This window comes from Rheinheimera sp. NSM (genome assembly GCF_052380015.1).
Taxonomy (GTDB): Bacteria; Pseudomonadota; Gammaproteobacteria; order Enterobacterales; family Alteromonadaceae; genus Alishewanella.
This window is the reverse complement of record NZ_JBQTCI010000001.1, coordinates 1132346-1150248: the sequence shown is the minus strand read 5'-3', so window position 1 is coordinate 1150248 and position 17903 is coordinate 1132346. Positions and strand designations below refer to the sequence as shown.

The 17903-nt window shown below is 50.9% G+C and carries 18 protein-coding genes; 2 read left to right on the top strand and 16 right to left on the bottom strand.

The genetic code is table 11. From position 1 onward, the window contains the following. Window positions 1–21: 21 nt before the first annotated feature. The 11 genes from rpoS to ACTZWV_RS05065 form a co-directional block, all read right to left on the bottom strand. A complete protein-coding gene (gene rpoS, locus ACTZWV_RS05115; protein ID WP_305552678.1) occupies window positions 22–1014 on the bottom strand; it encodes an RNA polymerase sigma factor RpoS in 993 nt (330 codons plus the stop codon). 84 nt (window positions 1015–1098) lie between these two features. Then, window positions 1099–1932: a peptidoglycan DD-metalloendopeptidase family protein gene (locus tag ACTZWV_RS05110; RefSeq protein ID WP_444785500.1), complete on the bottom strand. Its 834-nt coding sequence runs from the start codon at window positions 1930–1932 to the stop codon at window positions 1099–1101. Window positions 1933–2015: 83 nt separating this feature from the next. Further along, window positions 2016–2915, bottom strand: a complete 900-nt coding sequence (locus ACTZWV_RS05105; protein WP_444785499.1) for a DUF368 domain-containing protein — start codon at window positions 2913–2915, stop codon at window positions 2016–2018. A gap of 14 nt (window positions 2916–2929) precedes the next feature. Further along, window positions 2930–3568 (bottom strand): protein-L-isoaspartate(D-aspartate) O-methyltransferase, encoded by a 639-nt coding sequence (locus ACTZWV_RS05100; RefSeq protein ID WP_444785498.1) that lies wholly within the window; start codon window positions 3566–3568, stop codon window positions 2930–2932. A gap of 1 nt (window position 3569) precedes the next feature. Then, entirely contained in the window at window positions 3570–4322 is a 753-nt protein-coding gene (gene surE, locus ACTZWV_RS05095; protein WP_444785497.1) for a 5'/3'-nucleotidase SurE, read from the bottom strand. A gap of 3 nt (window positions 4323–4325) precedes the next feature. Further along, the gene (gene truD, locus ACTZWV_RS05090) at window positions 4326–5369 is read right to left on the bottom strand and encodes a tRNA pseudouridine(13) synthase TruD (protein ID WP_444785496.1); all 1044 of its coding nucleotides are present in this window, start codon (window positions 5367–5369) and stop codon (window positions 4326–4328) included. After that, on the bottom strand, window positions 5366–5845 hold the full coding sequence (ispF, locus tag ACTZWV_RS05085; protein ID WP_444785495.1) for a 2-C-methyl-D-erythritol 2,4-cyclodiphosphate synthase: 480 nt from the start codon (window positions 5843–5845) through the stop codon (window positions 5366–5368). The genes truD and ispF overlap by 4 nt, the downstream gene beginning before the upstream one ends. Further along, the gene (gene ispD / locus ACTZWV_RS05080) at window positions 5845–6537 is read right to left on the bottom strand and encodes a 2-C-methyl-D-erythritol 4-phosphate cytidylyltransferase (RefSeq protein ID WP_444785494.1); all 693 of its coding nucleotides are present in this window, start codon (window positions 6535–6537) and stop codon (window positions 5845–5847) included. Before ispD ends, ispF begins: the two co-directional genes overlap by 1 nt. Beyond that, entirely contained in the window at window positions 6530–6829 is a 300-nt protein-coding gene (ftsB, locus tag ACTZWV_RS05075) for a cell division protein FtsB (RefSeq protein WP_305552671.1), read from the bottom strand. The genes ispD and ftsB overlap by 8 nt, the downstream gene beginning before the upstream one ends. A gap of 73 nt (window positions 6830–6902) precedes the next feature. Beyond that, complete coding sequence (locus ACTZWV_RS05070; protein ID WP_444785493.1) at window positions 6903–7556, bottom strand: hypothetical protein; 654 nt, start codon at window positions 7554–7556, stop codon at window positions 6903–6905. Between the two features lie 64 nt (window positions 7557–7620). Further along, window positions 7621–8223 (bottom strand): hypothetical protein, encoded by a 603-nt coding sequence (locus tag ACTZWV_RS05065; protein WP_444785492.1) that lies wholly within the window; start codon window positions 8221–8223, stop codon window positions 7621–7623. A gap of 257 nt (window positions 8224–8480) precedes the next feature. Between ACTZWV_RS05065 and ACTZWV_RS05060 the strand changes: the two genes are divergently transcribed. Continuing rightward, a complete protein-coding gene (locus ACTZWV_RS05060; RefSeq protein ID WP_444785491.1) occupies window positions 8481–8999 on the top strand; it encodes a DUF1569 domain-containing protein in 519 nt (172 codons plus the stop codon). On the opposite strand, the gene ACTZWV_RS05055 is transcribed toward ACTZWV_RS05060, so the two are convergent. The 3 genes from ACTZWV_RS05055 to ACTZWV_RS05045 all read right to left on the bottom strand — a co-directional run bounded on the left by ACTZWV_RS05055 (window position 8976) and on the right by ACTZWV_RS05045 (window position 13991). Then, window positions 8976–10784, bottom strand: a complete 1809-nt coding sequence (locus ACTZWV_RS05055) for a GGDEF domain-containing protein (RefSeq protein ID WP_444785490.1) — start codon at window positions 10782–10784, stop codon at window positions 8976–8978. The two genes, ACTZWV_RS05060 and ACTZWV_RS05055, sit on opposite strands and share 24 nt — an antisense overlap. A 217-nt stretch (window positions 10785–11001) precedes the next feature. Continuing rightward, window positions 11002–12294 (bottom strand): phosphopyruvate hydratase, encoded by a 1293-nt coding sequence (gene eno / locus ACTZWV_RS05050; RefSeq protein ID WP_444785489.1) that lies wholly within the window; start codon window positions 12292–12294, stop codon window positions 11002–11004. 59 nt (window positions 12295–12353) lie between these two features. Continuing rightward, window positions 12354–13991, bottom strand: a complete 1638-nt coding sequence (locus ACTZWV_RS05045) for a CTP synthase (RefSeq protein WP_444785488.1) — start codon at window positions 13989–13991, stop codon at window positions 12354–12356. Between the two features lie 467 nt (window positions 13992–14458). Between ACTZWV_RS05045 and ACTZWV_RS05040 the strand changes: the two genes are divergently transcribed. After that, complete coding sequence (locus ACTZWV_RS05040) at window positions 14459–14824, top strand: HPF/RaiA family ribosome-associated protein (RefSeq protein WP_444785487.1); 366 nt, start codon at window positions 14459–14461, stop codon at window positions 14822–14824. 47 nt (window positions 14825–14871) lie between these two features. Here ACTZWV_RS05040 and mazG read toward each other — a convergent pair whose 3' ends face one another. Beyond that, window positions 14872–15663 (bottom strand): nucleoside triphosphate pyrophosphohydrolase, encoded by a 792-nt coding sequence (gene mazG / locus ACTZWV_RS05035; RefSeq protein ID WP_444785486.1) that lies wholly within the window; start codon window positions 15661–15663, stop codon window positions 14872–14874. A 29-nt stretch (window positions 15664–15692) separates the two neighbouring features. Next, window positions 15693–17885, bottom strand: a complete 2193-nt coding sequence (gene relA / locus ACTZWV_RS05030; protein WP_444785485.1) for a GTP diphosphokinase — start codon at window positions 17883–17885, stop codon at window positions 15693–15695. Window positions 17886–17903 lie beyond the last annotated feature (18 nt).

The window sequence follows — 17903 nt, the reverse complement described above, 5'->3', positions numbered from 1 at the left end:
CTTGTTTGTAGTAAGCAGAGCTTAATCCTGGAACAGGGTTTCGATATTCAAGCCCTGATGGGTAACAATTTCCCGTAAGCGTCGCAGCGCTTCTACCTGAATTTGCCGCACCCGTTCCCGGGTTAAACCAATTTCATGCCCGACATCTTCCAGTGTCGAAGGCTCATAGCCGAGCAAACCGAACCGCCGTGCCAGCACTTCGCGCTGCTTCGGGTTCAGCTCATTTAGCCACACCACCAAATGCTGACGAATATCTTCGTCCTGCAATTCAGTTTCCGGCCCCAGCTCTTTTTCGTCGGCAATAACATCCAGCAACTGTTTTTCCGACGCACCGGCCACCGGTGTATCTACTGAGGTTATCTTTTCATTTAACTTCAGCATTTTACGCACTTCTTCTACCGGCCTGTCCAGCGCGCTGGCAATTTCTTCCGGTGTTGGTTCGTGGTCCAGCTTTTGTGATAACTCACGTGCGGCGCGCAAGTAAATATTCAGTTCTTTAACCACATGGATAGGTAAACGAATAGTGCGGGTTTGGTTCATGATGGCCCGTTCTATGGTTTGACGGATCCACCAGGTAGCATAGGTTGAAAAACGGAAACCGCGCTCGGGGTCAAATTTCTCCACCGCACGGATCAGACCGAGGTTGCCCTCCTCTATCAGGTCGAGCAGCGCCAAACCGCGGTTAATATAGCGTCTGGCAATTTTTACTACTAAACGTAAATTACTTTCGATCATGCGTTTGCGCGCGGCTTGATCACCTTTTAACGCCAGCCTGGAAAAATACACTTCTTCTTCTGCCGACAATAAAGGAGAAAAACCTATTTCGCCCAGATAAATCTGCGTGGCATCCATCGTTTTCTGGCTGTCATCGCGGGCAAACACGTCATCACTACTGCTTTCTTCTGTAACGAGTGCGGCGGCATCCGGCTCCGCGTCGTCATCGAGCATCGCATCTTCATTCAGCTCGTCGTCTTTAAACTCTAAAACTTCATCATCACTACTTTTTTGTCCCATATCCTTTCTCCCACGTCTACAGGGTCAGGGGCCAGCTAAGGCGTATCGCATCCATTCCTGATATTACTTATGTTGTCGATCTTATTATTTTGGTAAGTATTTCAGCGGGTCGACCGAACTGCCACGAAAACGGATCTCAAAATGCAAACGTGGATCTGTTGCATCGGTACTACCCAATTCGGCAACCTGCTGTCCTGCAGTTACCATTTGTTTCTCTGCTACCAGTAACTTACGGTTATGCGCGTAAGCACTTAAGTAATCATCATTGTGTTTAATAATAATTAAATTGCCGTAGCCCCTTAACGCGTTACCGGCATACACCACCTGACCACTGGCAGCAGCATTAACTCTGTCGCCTTCCCGCCCGGCTACATCTATACCCTTGTTACCTTGTTGCTGATGGGAGAAACCGGAAATTATTTTACCTTTAACCGGCCACTGCCATTGCACCAAGTCCCTATTTAGGGTAGAGTGCGCGGTTTTGTTATTTTTTGCAGGCGTAGTTTGAACATAACCCTTTTGATTTTGTGGTGCAACAGGTTTAGTCGGTTTTACCGAACTATTTGATTTTGCTTGGCTTGAATTGTTCTTATTTGTGTTTTGTTTTGCCACTACTGCCGGTTTTACCGGCTTGCGCGCTACCGGTTTCGCCTTACCAGAGAAGCGAATAACCTGGCCCGGGTAAATAGTATAAGGATTGGCAATGCCGTTAATGCCGGCGAGCTCGCGCACATCTTTGCCGGCCCGAAACGCAATGGAATACAAAGTATCGCCGCGCTGTACTGTATAACTACTGGTGTTTAAAGTGCCGCGGTTACGCTGCTGGTAAAAGTTTTCCCGCAGTTCCAGCGTGGTAACCGGTGCCGGGCCGGAGCTGGAAGAACAGCCCGCCACCGCGATAAACAGCAGCAACAGCACCGCCTTGCCGGCAAATTTGGCGCGGCGGCGTAATATCAGCTGCAGATTGCGGTGGTAAGAACAACGAATACCCGACTCCTTTTTCAGTCTGCTGTCTGCTTGCGGCCAGCCGCAGGCGGGTTAAGCCATTTTTCCAAATTCAGTAGCAACAACATAATAAGGACGCCGGCTGCAGCACTAAGCAGTGCCGCTGTTATATCGGCCTGGCCGGTTTTGGCGGCATACTGCCACGGCAAATACAGATGCTGCTCCAGTTGCCATGGCCAGATGCGATACAGTGCGCCGATCACAATGCCAATCAACAGTGCCAGGCTGGCGTCGTGATAATGTTGCAGCAGCCAGTTAAGCACACGGGAAAAGCCCAGTAAACCTATAATGCAACCCAACATAAATAATGCCAACACGCCCAGCTGTAACTCGGTTACCGCCAATAATACCGGCGCATACATACCCGACATCAGTAAAATAAAACTGCCGGAAATACCGGGCAGGATCATGGCGCAAATGGCCACGGTCCCGGCGATAAAGAACATCCAGTTGGCCGGCTGCAGCTCTCTTGGCGTTAACATGCCAACCATTACCGCAAACACTATGCCGCACAAACACAGTAGCAACCGCACGGCGTTCCAACGCAGGCTACGGCACAGATGAGGTAAGGCAGTAAGAATAAGCGCGGTAAATAAGGCCCATAGCGGAATAGGCCGGTACTGCAGTAAATAACTGATCACGCCGGCCAGCGAGAATATGCTCAGTAAGATGCCGCTGAATAAACACAGCAGAAAAGTGCCGTCGATATGTTGCCACAACGCCTTAAAACGGCCATGACGCAATAAGCCTAAAGCCTGCAGGTTGCAGCTGCTGATTGCTGCCAGTAAGCGCTCGTAAATGCCCAAAATAAAGGCCAGAGTACCGCCGGATACACCGGGTACTACATCGGCAGCCCCCATAGCCAGGCCTTTAATCATCCATTGTATATACTGCATACGCTATCCTTAAATCAGGCTAATTCGCCCGGAACCAGTGGCACAAAACGCACCGCTTCAATATCTTTGCTGCTGATCTCGTCACCGTTACGCTGATACACCCGCAGCACCTGTTCATGTAAACCCACCGGGATCACTAAACGGCCGCCATCAGTCAGTTGCTGCAGCAGTGCCACCGGCACTTCCGTTGGCGCCGCGGTAACTATAATACTGTCAAACGGTGCTTTGCTGGGCCACCCCTGCCAGCCGTCACCGTGTTTCATCGAAACATTGTGTAAGTCTAATTGCTGCAAGCGGCGCTTAGCCTGAAACTGCAACGCTTTAATCCGCTCGACGCTGCAGACATGGGAAAACAGCCGCGCCAGAATAGCCGTTTGATAGCCTGAACCGGTGCCGATTTCCAACACCTTGCCCGGCGCTTTGTCTTGTAACAGCAACTCTGTCATGCGGGCAACAATATAAGGTTGTGAAATCGTCTGGCCCTGACCAATTGGCAAGGCAGTATTCTCGTAAGCTTTGTGCGCCAGCACCGCCTCAACAAACATATGGCGTGGTGTATGGGCTATAGCGGCTAATACCTGTGCATTAGTAATGCCGTCGCTTTGAAGTTTCTGCGCCAGTACCGCGGCGCTGCGTGATGTCGCGACTGCCATATTACAACCTGATCCCCTCTAACCATTGCTTTAACCGGTCCATGCTTTTATATGCAGACATATCAATTTGCAGCGGTGTTATCGATGCATAGCCATTGGCTATAGCGTGAAAATCTGTGCCTTCACCGGCATCCAGCTCCGGCCCTAACGAGCCGTACCAGTATATAGTCCGGCCCCAAGGATCGGTAGCACTGGTCATGGTTTCGGCTTTATGCCGCCGGCCCAGTCGTGTCACCTGAATACCTTTTAACTGTTCAATACTGACCGCCGGCACATTAATATTTAAAATTTGATCAGCCGGTAACGGGTGCGATTTTAATTGTTTAATCACCTGGGCTGTAACAAAGGCAGCAGTTGCAAAATGCTCTTCATCCCGTCCGGCCAGGCTAACAGCAATAGCCGGCAAGCCCAAATGGCGGCCTTCTGTAGCAGCGGCAACAGTACCGGAATACAATACATCGTCGCCTAAATTAGCGCCGTGGTTAATACCCGCCACCACTAAATCGGGGGTAAAATCCAATAATTGGCTGATCGCCAGATGCACGCAATCGGTTGGTGTGCCGTTAACCGAATAAAAGCCGTTTTCCATATGCTGCACCCGTAGCGGGTTAATCAGGGTTAACGAATTGCTGGCACCACTGCAGTTGCGATCCGGCCCTACTGTCGTTACCTCGGCAAACTGGCTTAATGCCTGTTGCAGTACCTGCATGCCTTTGGCGTGAACACCATCATCATTGCTTAGTAAAATCCGCATGTGCTACTCCATTTCTGTTGTCTTGCGGCCACAATCGCGGTACTGCAGTAATTCACGCAGTACGCTGGTGGCAAAACAGCCGGCCGGCAAGGCAAAGCTTATAACAATATCATTGCCATCCTGTTGCAGTTGTAACTGTTGCGGCACCAGCCGCATAGCACGACGCTCGGCTTTAAGCCGGTAATCCTGTAACCCCTGCAGCAACAGCGGATAAGCGGCTAACGCTGCCTGCTCTTGCTCTGCCGCCGGCCCGCTTACCATCGGCTCGCCAATGCCCGGCAGAGCTGCCGTAAGGTGAACATCGTGCTCTGCCAGGCGTTGTTGCAAGGTGGCATCCGCTTGCGGCACCCGAAATACCGACCCGGTGCCATCCAGTTGCAATACATCGCCATCGAGCACAGTATTAAACCGCCCGGCACCGATTCTGGCGCTAAGCTGGCAGTTAAATAAAAACGAGCGCGCCGCCGATAGTGCCAAGCCGCGTAGCTTGCGATCGGTGATGCTTTGGCCATTAAACAACTGCTCTGCCAGGGCTAAATTGCCGCCGTTAATACCAAAGCGTTGCTCACCGTAGTAATTAGGCACGCCACAGCGCAGCTGTTCTGCGCGCTGCAGCAGTGCTGTGCAGTCTGATACCTGGCGTAAGCGAATGTTAAAGCAGTTGGCTTTAAGTGCGCCTAAACGCAACTTACGATAATGCCGTAGCATCTGCAGTATCGTGCAGCCCTCAAGCTGCCAGCTTTGCCAGTCCAGCTCCTGTTTTATCGGCCATTTAAAACAAAACCACTGCCGCGTCACGGCATGGCGATCTTTGAGCCCGGCGTAACTGATATCACGCGCGCGCAGGCCGGTTAGCTCCGCCAGTTGTTTTGCCACATATTGGGTGTTTTGGCCGGTCTTTTCGATATACAGCAAAATATGCTCACCGGCACCGCTCGGGCTGAAATTAAGCTGTTCTTCAACAATAAAATCGTCTGCCTGCTGACGCAAAAGCCCGGTTACTGCCGGTTCACCATACAAATATTGCAACGGTTGTATAGCCGTCATACGCCAACCAGCAGCACCACGGCTTCTGCTGCTATACCTTCTTTGCGCCCGACAAAGCCCAGCTTTTCTGTAGTGGTAGCTTTAACATTTACCTGCGACAGCTCACAGTCTAAATCAGCGGCGATACAACGGCGCATAGCGGCAATGTGCGGCGCCATTTTCGGAGCCTGCGCCATCACAGTGATATCCAGATTGCCGATTCTATACCCGGCAGCAGATACATCAGCAAACACCTTGCGTAATAAAATACGACTGTCGATGCCTTTAAAAGCTGCGTCGGTGTCGGGGAAATGATGGCCGATATCGCCCAACGCTACCGCGCCCAACAAAGCATCAGATAAGGCATGCAGCACCACATCACCGTCTGAGTGCGCAACAAGGCCCTGTGCATAATCAATTTTTACGCCGCCCAGAGTTACCGGGCCTGCACCGCCAAAAGCGTGTACATCAAAACCATGGCCAATACGCATGTTCATTAAACAAATTGCTCCAGATAAAACGCCGCCAGAGCTAAATCTGCCGGCTGGGTAATTTTGATATTGTCGCTGTGCCCTTCTATCAGCAGCACATTGTGGCCGGCCCATTCCATCGCCGATGCTTCGTCAGTAACATGCACGCCACACTGCATAGCATCTTTAAGCGCTGCGCGCAGTAACGCAGTTGGGAAAAATTGCGGTGTCAGAGCATGCCATAAATGCTCACGGCTGACGGTTTCGCTTATTTGCAGCTCGCCGCGCTTCATGGTATCGCGCACCCTGCAGGCCAAAATACCGCCCTGCTCTGCAGCCAGGCAGCGCTGGATTAACAGCGCTATGTCACTGCTACGCACCAGCGGCCTGGCGGCGTCATGCACCAGCACCCACGGATACTGATGCTCATCAATAAACTGCAGTGCATTAAGCACAGAATGCATGCGTTCCGCACCGCCTTTTACGCGAATAATATTGCTGTGCGCCAGGGCCGTATCGGCAAAGTACGGATCATCGGCTGCCAGCGCCAACCAAATTTGGCTAACCGCAGGTACAGCCTGCAATCTGGCAACACTGTGTTCTAAAATGGTTTTGCCGTGCAGTTGCAGGTACTGTTTCGGCACATCAGAGTGCATCCGTTTGCCAATACCGGCCGCCGGCATTACCGCCGCGATAGCGACAGAGGTATCCTCAGTCATTAGTTTGGCCTGTCGCAGCATGTTGACTAAACAGGCGGAAAAACACCTCGTCTTGTTTAATCAGCCCCAATTCGTTGCGGGCCCGCTCTTCAATGGCTTCAATACCTTGCTGTAAATCTTTCACATCAGCTCTTAATAAGCGGTTGCGCTTTTCCAGCTCGAGGTTACTGGCCGCCTGTATATTCAGTTCTTCTTGCTGGCGAAAATAGTCGGCAATGCTGTGCTCGCCAAACCATAAACGGTATTGCAGCAGGCCAAGCACTACTACCAGCAGTACAGTGAGTATTCGCATAACGCAGCTTCGTTAAATACAATGCCGTTATTATGAAGCCTCAAAGGCTGATTGCAAAGCAGGAATAATGGCATCAGGGCAATAAGGCCGGTAACGGCCTGGCAAAATTTTGCCAGTTGAGCCGGCTGGCTAACAGCAGCTCGCGCAGAGTCAGCAGCCGTGGCGGTGTTCTGTTGCCATTTAACCACTGATGGCCGCAACACGCGGCAGTAAGGATGGCTTTAGCCGGCTTGAGTAAAAATTTGTCACTGTTTTGTTGCGATAACGGCGTACCGGCAAAAGCAAACCAGCCGTGCTCGTTACAATGCAGCCGCATGCCGGCAACATCCACCTCGTCGACACTGTCGAGCACAATTTGCTCGTGGCTAAGCAACGTAATATACACCGGTACAATAAGGCCGGGTTTGGCATGCTTGCGATAAAACGCTTCTATCGGATCGGCTTGTTGCTTGCGGGCCGGGCAAACCGCAGCCTGGCGGTGATACCAGGACGCATTCAGGCTGTCCAGTTGCAGCTCGCTGTGCTGCTGCAAAATATTCGCCGCCGCACGGCGGATATAAAACGGTAAACTGGCGAGGCGGTTTGGCAGCCGTAACAGTTGTTCGGTGCTTAGCCGCGACAAGCGTAGCAGCTCGCGCTCATACAAAGCATTACATAGCTCGGTATAAGTTTGATTCTCTCCGGACACTTGCCAGAAATGGGGTTGGTTACGGCTTGCATCAATCATGGCCAGATGTTAGCCAATCAGCGCGCGTTTGCAAAGCGAAACCCCTGGTTTAGCTGGCGTTTTTTCAGCTTAAGCCCTGATACAACGCCGGATGACGCTGGCGGTGGCGCTGAAACAGGTAACGGCGCAAGGTATCACGGTTTTGTTTACAGGCGCTGATGCGGGTAGCAAGGATATTATTCTCGCGCCGCACCGGTTCAATACCCAGGCGCAGCAGCTGACCATCCGGCAGACACAGCGTTAATTCATTGGTTTGCATCAGCTGTTCTGCTGTGTGCAGGCTGTCGGGTTGCAACGCCATGCCGCTGCTGGACAACGACAACACTTGTACCTTACCGGCGTATTGTTTATCACTCAGGCGTAATTCAGGCTCGGCCTGTAACCGCCAGCTACGCTCGGCGCCACAATATTCCAGCACTTCCGGAATGCCCAGTACGGGGTTAGGTTGGCCAAATTCGTCCAATGACATTTCCAGCGGGAACCACAGTTTGTAATTACCCACTTCGGCTAATAAGGTGAATTTGGCTTTGCCCAATAAAGAGGCAATTAACTGCGGCACTTCAGTGGTTACCGAGATCATGTGGTTCAGGCCATCCTGCACCGCAGGGGCAACCTGAATATTTTCGTCAAACAGCTCGGCAAAAAAGCCGCGCTCTGCATCAGTCAATAACACATTCCTTTGCATTTCGCCCTACATCCCTGTGTCATAAAAGTTGCACGAATCTAACATATGCCGGTTTTTTCGGCAATTATTTCTTTGATTAGCTTGATAAAATAGCAAAACTCAACTACCGCAGCATTACGGCAACCTGTAGCACTGCAGAAAAAATGCCAGCGGCACATTTTTCCTGCTCCGGTGTTGTGCTTTTCCTGCTACAGTATCGGCAATATCGCCACCTTTATGCTGTAGTGCTGAGTAACAAGATGAACCGAAGACAATTTCTGACCGGCGCCCTGTGCGCACCCGTAGTGCTGGTGCTGGGCGTTAAAAGTGTGGCTACCTTACGCCACTACCCGTTGGGGCAAATGCTGCGCGAGATAAAAGCCTTACCGGCAGACCGGCTCAGCAGCAGCGGCAATTGGAATGTCAGCGAAATTTTTCAGCACTGTGCCCAAAGCATCCGCTATTCTATGACAGGTTATCCGCAAGCTAAACCGGCGTGGTTTCAGCTAACAGCCGGCAAAGCGGCCTTTAACACCTTTGTTGCCAAAGGCAGTATGGATCACCCGCTGGATGAGGCTATTCCGGGCGCTCCGGAATTGGTAACAGAGGTGCCCAACAGCGTGGCACAAGCCGAGCTGGTGTATGTACTGGAACAGTTTATCGCCTGGCAGGGCCGGCTGGAACCGCACTTTGCCTTTGGTGAGCTGAATAAAATTGATTACTTTAAAGCGCACTATCTGCACCTGCAAAATCACTTAAGCCAAATTAGCCTTAGCTGAAACGGCATGCTCTGACAATGTTGTATCCGGCGCCGTATCCGGCGAGCGCCTTTTATTGACAAAAATGGCCGAGCCCTGCTGTTTCTTGGCCTGCTGCTTGGCCGCTGACGCCAGCGCAGACACATCATGGTGGCTGGTGCACAGCGCTGGATCCGGCCGCGCCAGACCGATAGAAATGCTCAGCAGCGGGTAGAAAGATTCAGCCCCGAGCCGGTCTTTTGCACTAAAGCCGTTGTCCAGCAGATGCTGTGCCAAATAGTAATGCCGCACGCGCTGATCAAACTCAGCCACTATGCGCTCTGCCACTGTAAGCGGCATATCGGCGGCAAACAACACAATAAAATCGTCGCCGCCAATATGGCCGACAAAGTCCTGTGCAGGGTCCACGGCCGACTGAATAATCTGCGCCAGCAGCTCTATCACTAAGTCGCCTTTGCTGTAACCGTACTGATCGTTATAGGGCTTAAAGTTATCAATATCGATATAAGCCACGCTAAAAGCCAGATTGTGCTTCAGCAGTTGATCGATGCGGGTATTAATCGGCACATTGCCCGGCAGCAATGTTAACGGGTTAGCGTAGCGCGCCAGCTGAATTTTATTCTCGCTGAGCTGTTTCAGCACTTTGCGCACCGAGCCAATACCGTAGTACTTAGCGTTATCGGTGACAATAAAAAATAAGCCGGCCTCTTCATCTGTTTCGGCACTGAGAATGGCACTGACTTTATCAAGCGACAATTGCCGGTCGACGATTAAAGGCGCCTGTTCCATACAATGCTTAACCGGCTTTTTCTCATACAAGGCGCGGCCAAACTGGTGTGAAAAGCGCTCGTTAATCATGCTGCGGCTGACAATACCCACCGGCACATTGTCGCGATTTACCACCGCGACACAGGGCAGGTTTTTATCATAACGGAACAAGTCAGCGACCTGTTGCGCCGGGGTATTATCAGCCACGGCGGCTGTGCGGCTGATCACCGGCTCCAGCGCATCATTCAGTGCCAGGCCTTTATCATCCGTGCGCAGCAATTGCGCCAGCTGCAACGCATCGTATTTTAACCTGACATCCGGCCGGCCCAGTAAATAGCCCTGGCCAAAGTCGGCACCTAATTCTTTGCAGGTGAGCAACTCTTCGCTGGTTTCAATACCTTCGGCCACGATAACCGACTGCGTATTTTTTGCCAGTTCAATAATGTTTTTCACAAAGGCTTTTTTTATCGGGTCCAGATGCAGCTGGTCAATAAAATAGCGGTCAATTTTAACAATATCCGGTTGTAACTCTGACCAGAGTTTCAACCCGGAAAAACCGCTGCCTAAGTCGTCGATAGCAATTTTAAAGCCGAAGTCACGGTAATGTTTTACCGCACTGATAAACAGCCCGGTATCTTCTACCTGAAACTGTTCAGACAGCTCAATAACGATGCGATCCGGCTCCAACCCGGCTTGCTGAATGTATTTTTTAGTCAGGCCGGAGGGATGATCGGAGGTTAACAGCAACAGCGGATTCACGTTGAGAAACAGCAAGCCATCGACTTTGGCGGCAGCAAAAGCATTAATACTCATTTGCCGGCATAACAACTCCAGCTCTTCGAGTAAATCAAAAGCCTGGGCAGTTTTAAACAACAGTATCGGCGAGTGCAGCGCACTGTCGGACGGCCCGCGGATCAGCGCTTCATAGCCCCAAACGCTGCCGTCACTCAGGGCAACTAAAGGTTGGAACAGCGGAGTAAGCAGTTTATGCGCCAGGATGCGCTCAAGCTCGGTACGATGAAAATCACTTAATCCCAAGACAACTACTCATTTAAATACAGGTTAATAAAATCCTATCCGAAGTAATCACAGCAGCCATCCTGACAGCGCGTTATCGTAAAGCCATTGTGTGACTGAAATATGACATAGCTGCAGATGTGTAAGCGCTACCTTTAACACATAAAAAAAGCCACCCTAAGGTGGCTTTGTTGCTTTAGCTTCAGATAAAGCGACAGTCAGTGCTTACCTGCGGAAATTACTGGCCTTTAATTTCGCTGCGGCCTTTGTACGGCGCTTTAGCGCCCAGCTCTTGCTCAATCCGCAGTAACTGGTTGTACTTAGATACACGGTCAGAGCGGCACAGTGAGCCGGTTTTAATTTGACCGGCGGCAGTGCCTACGGCTAAATCAGCAATAAAGGCATCTTCTGTTTCGCCACTGCGGTGTGAAATAACCGCGGTGAAGCCAGCATCTTTCGCCATTTTAATCGCAGCCAGGGTTTCGGTTAACGAACCAATCTGGTTAAACTTGATCAGGATAGAGTTACCAATGCCCTGCTCAATACCGCGGGTTAAAATTTTGGTGTTGGTAACGAATAAATCATCACCTACCAGCTGCACTTTGCTGCCGATTTTGTTGGTTAAGTCTTTCCAGCCATCCCAGTCGCTCTCATCCAGGCCATCTTCGATCGACACTATAGGATAACGCTGGCTTAAGCCGGCTAAATAGTCGTTAAAGCCGTAAGAGTCAAAGCTCTTGTTCTCGCCGCTCAGTACGTATTTGCCGTCTTTATAGAACTCAGAAGCGGCACAGTCCAGCGCTAACGTGATGTCTTTACCCATCTCATAGCCAGCGGCTTTTACCGCTTCAACGATCACAGATAAGGCTTCTTCATTTGATTTTAAATCCGGCGCAAAACCGCCTTCATCACCCACTGCCGTATTTAAGCCGCGCTTTTGCAGCTCTTTTTTCAGGCTGTGGAAAACCTCGGCGCCCATGCGCAGTGCTTCGGCGAAGGTTTTGGCGCCCACCGGCTGTACCATAAACTCCTGAATATCGACGTTGTTATCAGCGTGCTCGCCACCGTTGATGATATTCATCATCGGCAGCGGCATGCTGTATACACCAGAGGTGCCGTTTAAATCGGCAATGTGCTGGTACAACGGGATTTTTTTATCGGCAGCTGCTGCGCGTGCTACCGCTAATGACACGGCCAGAATGGCATTGGCACCCAGCTTGCTTTTGGTTTCAGTGCCGTCTAAATCGATCATGATCTGGTCGATTTCAGCCTGGTTATACGCGTTTTTGCCTGTTAACGCCGCCTGAATCGCGCCGTCGATATTGGCTACCGCTTTAGTCACACCTTTACCTAAGTAACGGCTTTTGTCGCCGTCGCGCAGTTCTAACGCTTCGCGCGAACCGGTAGAGGCACCGGACGGGGCACAACCGCGGCCCATGGCGCCGCTGGCTAAGTACACATCAGCTTCTACTGTTGGGTTGCCGCGTGAATCCATAATTTCGCGGGCGATAATTTTTACTATCTCAGACATGCTTTAAGTCCCCTGTTAAAAACGAAAAAGCCGTGTGAGGTGACACGGCTTAGCACAAGTTATACGCGTTGCTGCTTCTGCGCTTTGTACGCGGCTGCGACAAAAGCCTGAAACAGCGGATGACCATCACGCGGTGTCGAGTTGAATTCCGGGTGAAATTGCCCGGCAACAAAGAACGGATGCGACGGTATTTCTATCATCTCTACCAGTTGATTGTCGGCCGACAACCCCGACACCACTAATCCTGCCTCTTCTAATTGTGGCCGTAAGTTGTTATTCACTTCATAGCGGTGACGATGCCGCTCCTGAATAACCGCTTTACCGTAAATTTCGCGGGCTTTGGTATTAGCAACAAGGTTACAGTTTTGGCTGCCAAGGCGCATAGTGCCACCCAAATCAGACTTATCTGAACGGGTTTCCACAGAGCCGTCGGCATCGCGCCATTCGGTAATTAAACCCACTACCGGGTAAGGTGTATCTTTGTTAAATTCGGTGGAATGCGCATGGCTCATACCTACGACATTACGGGCAAATTCAATCAGCGCCACCTGCATACCTAAACAAATACCGAGGTACGGCACTTTGTGCTCGCGGGCGTACTGCGCTGCCAGAATTTTCCCTTCAACGCCGCGCTCACCAAAACCGCCCGGCACTAAAATGCCGTCCAGTCCGGCTAAAATGCCAACGCCTTTACTCTCAACATCTTGTGAGTCGATATATTTAATATGCACGCTTACACGGTTTTTCAGCCCGGCATGGCCCAAAGCTTCGTTTACCGATTTATACGCATCCGGCAATTCAACGTACTTCCCTACCATACCAATGGTAATTTCGCCGGTAGGGTTCGACTCCTGATACAGCACCTGTTCCCACTCAACCAGGTCTGCTTCCGGCGCTTCAATATAAAAACGGCGGCAAACCAAATCGTCCAGGCCCTGTGATTTTAACAGCGCCGGAATTTGGTAAATACTGGAGACATCTTTTAACGAAATAACCGCTTTTTCTTCCACATTGGTAAACAGCGCTATTTTGGCGCGCTCGTTGGATGGAATAGCACGATCTGAGCGACACACCAGAATATCCGGTTGAATACCGATAGAGCGCAGCTCTTTTACCGAATGCTGGGTTGGTTTGGTTTTAATTTCACCGGCAGTGCCCAGGTAAGGCACCAGTGTCAGGTGCATATACAGAGTACGCTCGCGGCCCACTTCGGTACCTAACTGGCGAATAGCTTCTAAAAACGGCAGCGATTCAATATCACCAACAGTGCCGCCAATTTCGACGATAGCAATGTCGTAGCCTTCAGCACCGGCGACTACACGGCTTTTAATTTCGTTAGTAATGTGCGGAATAACCTGAATAGTAGCGCCCAGGTAATCGCCACGGCGCTCACGGCGTAATACGTCGGCGTAAATACGGCCCTGAGTAAAGTTATTACGCTTGGTCATCTTAGTGCGGATGAAGCGCTCATAGTGGCCAAGGTCAAGGTCGGTTTCAGCACCGTCTTCGGTTACAAACACTTCGCCGTGCTGAATAGGGCTCATGGTGCCCGGGTCAACGTTAATGTAGGGGTCAAGTTTAAGGATGGTGACCTTAAGGCCACGCGCTTCCAAAATAGCTGCCAGTGATGCTGCAGCAATGCCTTTACCTAAGGAGGAAACCACGCCACCCGTCACAAAGATATATCTTGTAGTCATGAGACCCCTGAGACAATGTTAATCAATAGATGAATACCAAAACAGAAAAACACCAAGCGCCCGGTGCGTAAACACTGGGGTACAACGGTTGTTCAAGAATTGGTATCAGGACGGGAGGAAAGTATAGCAAAGCGCGCATCGGCACTCAACGTAAAGCTGCTGGCTAATGTGATTTAGTCAGTTATGTTTCTCCGATACGAACCGGTTTGCTCACACCAACACGCCGTGAACCCGTCCCTGGGGGCTCGATTCGGCCATCCTGGCCTGCAACGGTTGGTTTAGAGCAAGCCGGTTCTCACTGTATTTGCATTTAACAGACACTTACTTGCTGCAAAAGTTTTTAATCCATCCCCCTTGAGTGTACCGCTTGCAGTCTCCAGATAAGTAGTAGCAGATGGAAACCATTCGACGCCGGCGGGGTCTCTAAATTGTGTATCCCGCCACTTAGTCAACCACAGGAGTAGCCTATGCAAATTCAAGTGAATACAGATCGTCATATCCAGGCCGACGAGCGGCTGGCTGAATTTATCCGCGATACCCTGCAAAGCAAACTCAACCGCTTTGCCGATCATCTAACCCGGATTGAAGTGCATTTAAGTGATGAAAATGGCCAGCAGAAAAACGATGGCAATGACAAACGCTGCCTGTTAGAGGCCCGCTTTGAAGGCTTAGACCCGGTCGCCATAACCGAGCACGCCGCCACTGTTGGCCAGGCCATCACCGGTGCAGCCGATAAAATGCAGCGTAAACTCAGTTCTGTTATTGGTAAACTACGCGACAAACACGTCCGTGCCGGTAGCACGGACTTTGCTGAACCGGACGAAGTGGTTTAACAGGAGTTGTTTAACATCTGAGGAACCCGGGGCGTAAATTTCGCCCCTTACTTCCCTTGTCTCTTCACACGCTGCCACAGTGCTTCCATTTCATCTAAGTTCGATTGCTCCGGGCTTTTGCCCTGCATCAGCAGCGCTTGCTCAACCGCGCGAAAGCGACGTTCAAATTTGCTGTTGGCGGCGCGCAACACCGCTTCGGGGTCAAGCTTGTGCTTGCGTACTACGTTAACTAAGGCGAACATTAAATCACCCAGCTCTTCTGCTAACTCCGGGCTGCCCGCAACAGTTTGTTCTACTTCGAGAACTTCTTCTTTTACCTTATCCCAGCAGCCGTCAACATTGGGCCAATCAAAACCGACATTAGCACAGCGTTTTTGCAGCTTATAAGCCCGGCTTAATGCCGGCATTGCCTGCGGAATATTATCCAGCACACTGTGCTGGCCATTATCTTTACGTTCGTTACTTTTCAGCGCTTCCCAGTTTTGCAGCACTTTGTCTGCATTGAGGGTATCAGTAGCATCCGCACTTAGGTTGCCAAATACATGCGGATGGCGCCGTTCCAGTTTGTCACAAATCGCCGCGACGCAATCATCAAATTCAAAGCGGCCGTCTTCTTTGGCAAGTTGGGCATAAAACACCACCTGAAACAGTAAATCGCCCAGTTCATCTTTTAACTCGTCAAAGCTCTCACGCGCTATGGCGTCGGCTACTTCATACGCCTCTTCCAGCGTGTACGGTACTATAGTGGCGTAACTTTGTTTTAAATCCCAGGGGCAGCCGCTTTGCGGGTCGCGCAAGCGGCTCATAATGCCCAGCAGGCGGCTTATATTATCTGACACGCTAATCCTTTATATTTTACTGTTACGGATTAATGATGGAAGCGCTTGGCTTCAACCACATCATCTATCTGGCTGATTTTGCTTAATAACTTATTCAGCGAGTCGAGGTTATACAGCTCCATCGTCATATTAATTACCGCGGTTTGCGCTTTAATATCCGAGCTGCTGCTCATTTTGGTAACGTTGGCTTTTTCATTGGCCAAAATGCTGGTGATATCGCGTAGTAAGCCGTTGCGATCGTGCGCCACGATACGGATATCCACCTCATAGCCGGAGGCGTATTTATCGCCCCAGGTGGCATCCACCACCCGTTCAGGGTGGCTGTCCTGCAGCGTTTTAAACTGATCGCAATCATCACGGTGAATAGCAATACCACGGCCCTGAGTAATATAGCCAATAATGGCATCGCCCGGCAGCGGATGGCAGCAACCGGCCATATGCGTCAGCAGGTTACCCACGCCCTGCACCACCACATCGCTTTTCGCTTTGGTAGAGGGCAACGGTTTGGTAATTAAACGTGGATCAATTTCCGGTTCATCTTTTACATACTGGCTTTGAATAAAGTGCACTACCTGGGTAACTTTAATTTCGCCGCCGCCAATACCCACCAGTAGCTCGTCCATACTGTTAACGTTAAACCGCGTCAGTACCTTGGCCGGATATTCCATTACCAGGTTCAGCCGTGTCAGTTCGGTATCAAGCAGCTCTTTGCCGGCCGCCAGGTTTTTATCGCGGTCTTGCAGGCGAAACCAATACTGCACTTTTGAACGGGCGCGGCTGGATTTCAAATAACCTAAATGCGGGTTTAACCAATCACGGCTGGGGTTAGGTTCACGCCCGGTAAGAATTTCTACCTGATCGCCGGTTTTCATCTGATAGGTAAAAGGCACAATACGGCCGGATACCTTGGCGCCAATGCAGCGATGGCCAACATTAGAATGCACATAATAAGCAAAATCCAGCGGGGTTGAGCCCATCGGTAAATCAACAATATCGCCTTTGGGGGTAAATACATAAACGCGATCTTCAATTACCTGGTTGCGCAGCTCTTCGGCTAAATCGCTGCTGTCGACCACATCTTCCTGCCATTGCAGTAACTTACGCAGCCAGCCGATTTTTTCATCGTTGGCGCCATCTTTGGTATTTGCAGCACCTTCTTTATAGCGCCAGTGTGCCGCTACGCCAAGCTCAGAGTCTTCGTGCATCTGCCGCGTGCGGATCTGTATTTCCACCGCCCGGCCCTGCGGCCCCAGCACCACAGTATGAATAGACTGATAGCCGTTTTGCTTGGGCGTGGCAATATAGTCATCAAATTCTTTCGGCAAATGCCGCCAGCCGGTGTGCACTATACCTAAAGCACCATAACAATCCTGCACCCGTTCGGTAATAATGCGCACCGCGCGGATGTCGTACAGCTGATCAAATGCCAGCTGCTTTTTCTGCATTTTTTTCCAGATACTGAAAATGTGCTTCGGCCGGCCGTACACTTCTACCGCCAGATTGGCATCGGCCATTTTCTGCCGCACTGAAGCGACAAAATCCTGCATATACTGCTCACGATCCAGCCGGCGCTCTTCGAGCAAACCGGCAATTTGTTTGTACAGTTGCGGATGCAGATAACGAAAGGCTAAGTCTTCCAGCTCCCATTTTAATTGGCCGATACCCAGCCGGTTTGCCAGCGGGGCAAAAATGGCATTGGTTTCTTTAGCGGCCAGTACCCGGGTTTCTTCGTCGGCATTTTTCACTTCACGCAGGTAACAAATTTGCGCAGCCAGTTTAATGACCACAGCGCGCACATCTTCTACCATTGCCAACAGCATACGGCGCAGATTATCGGCCTGCTGCGGGTTAACACTTTGATTCGGCCCGGTAGGGATAGTACGGATAGCTTCCATTTGCTGCACGGCACGCAACATCACCAGCACATTGGCCGGAAATGCCGGCTCTAATTGCTCCAGACTAAGCAACCCGGCCTCCAGCTGTGGAAAAAACAACGCGGCCAACAGTGAGTCGCTGTCCATGCGCAGGTCGGCCAGAATTTCGACCATTTCCCAACCGGTGCGTACGGCAGGCTCCGGCTCTACCAGCTGATGCTGTTTCAGCCACTCTGCAGCAGCCATTAAACTGCTGATCTTTTTCTCAGTCAGCCCCAGTGAGCATAACCATTCCAGCGTTTCACCACTGTTGTAATCAGTGCTGTGCGACTGGCGAACCCTTACCATGTGCTGTTCCCTCTTTTT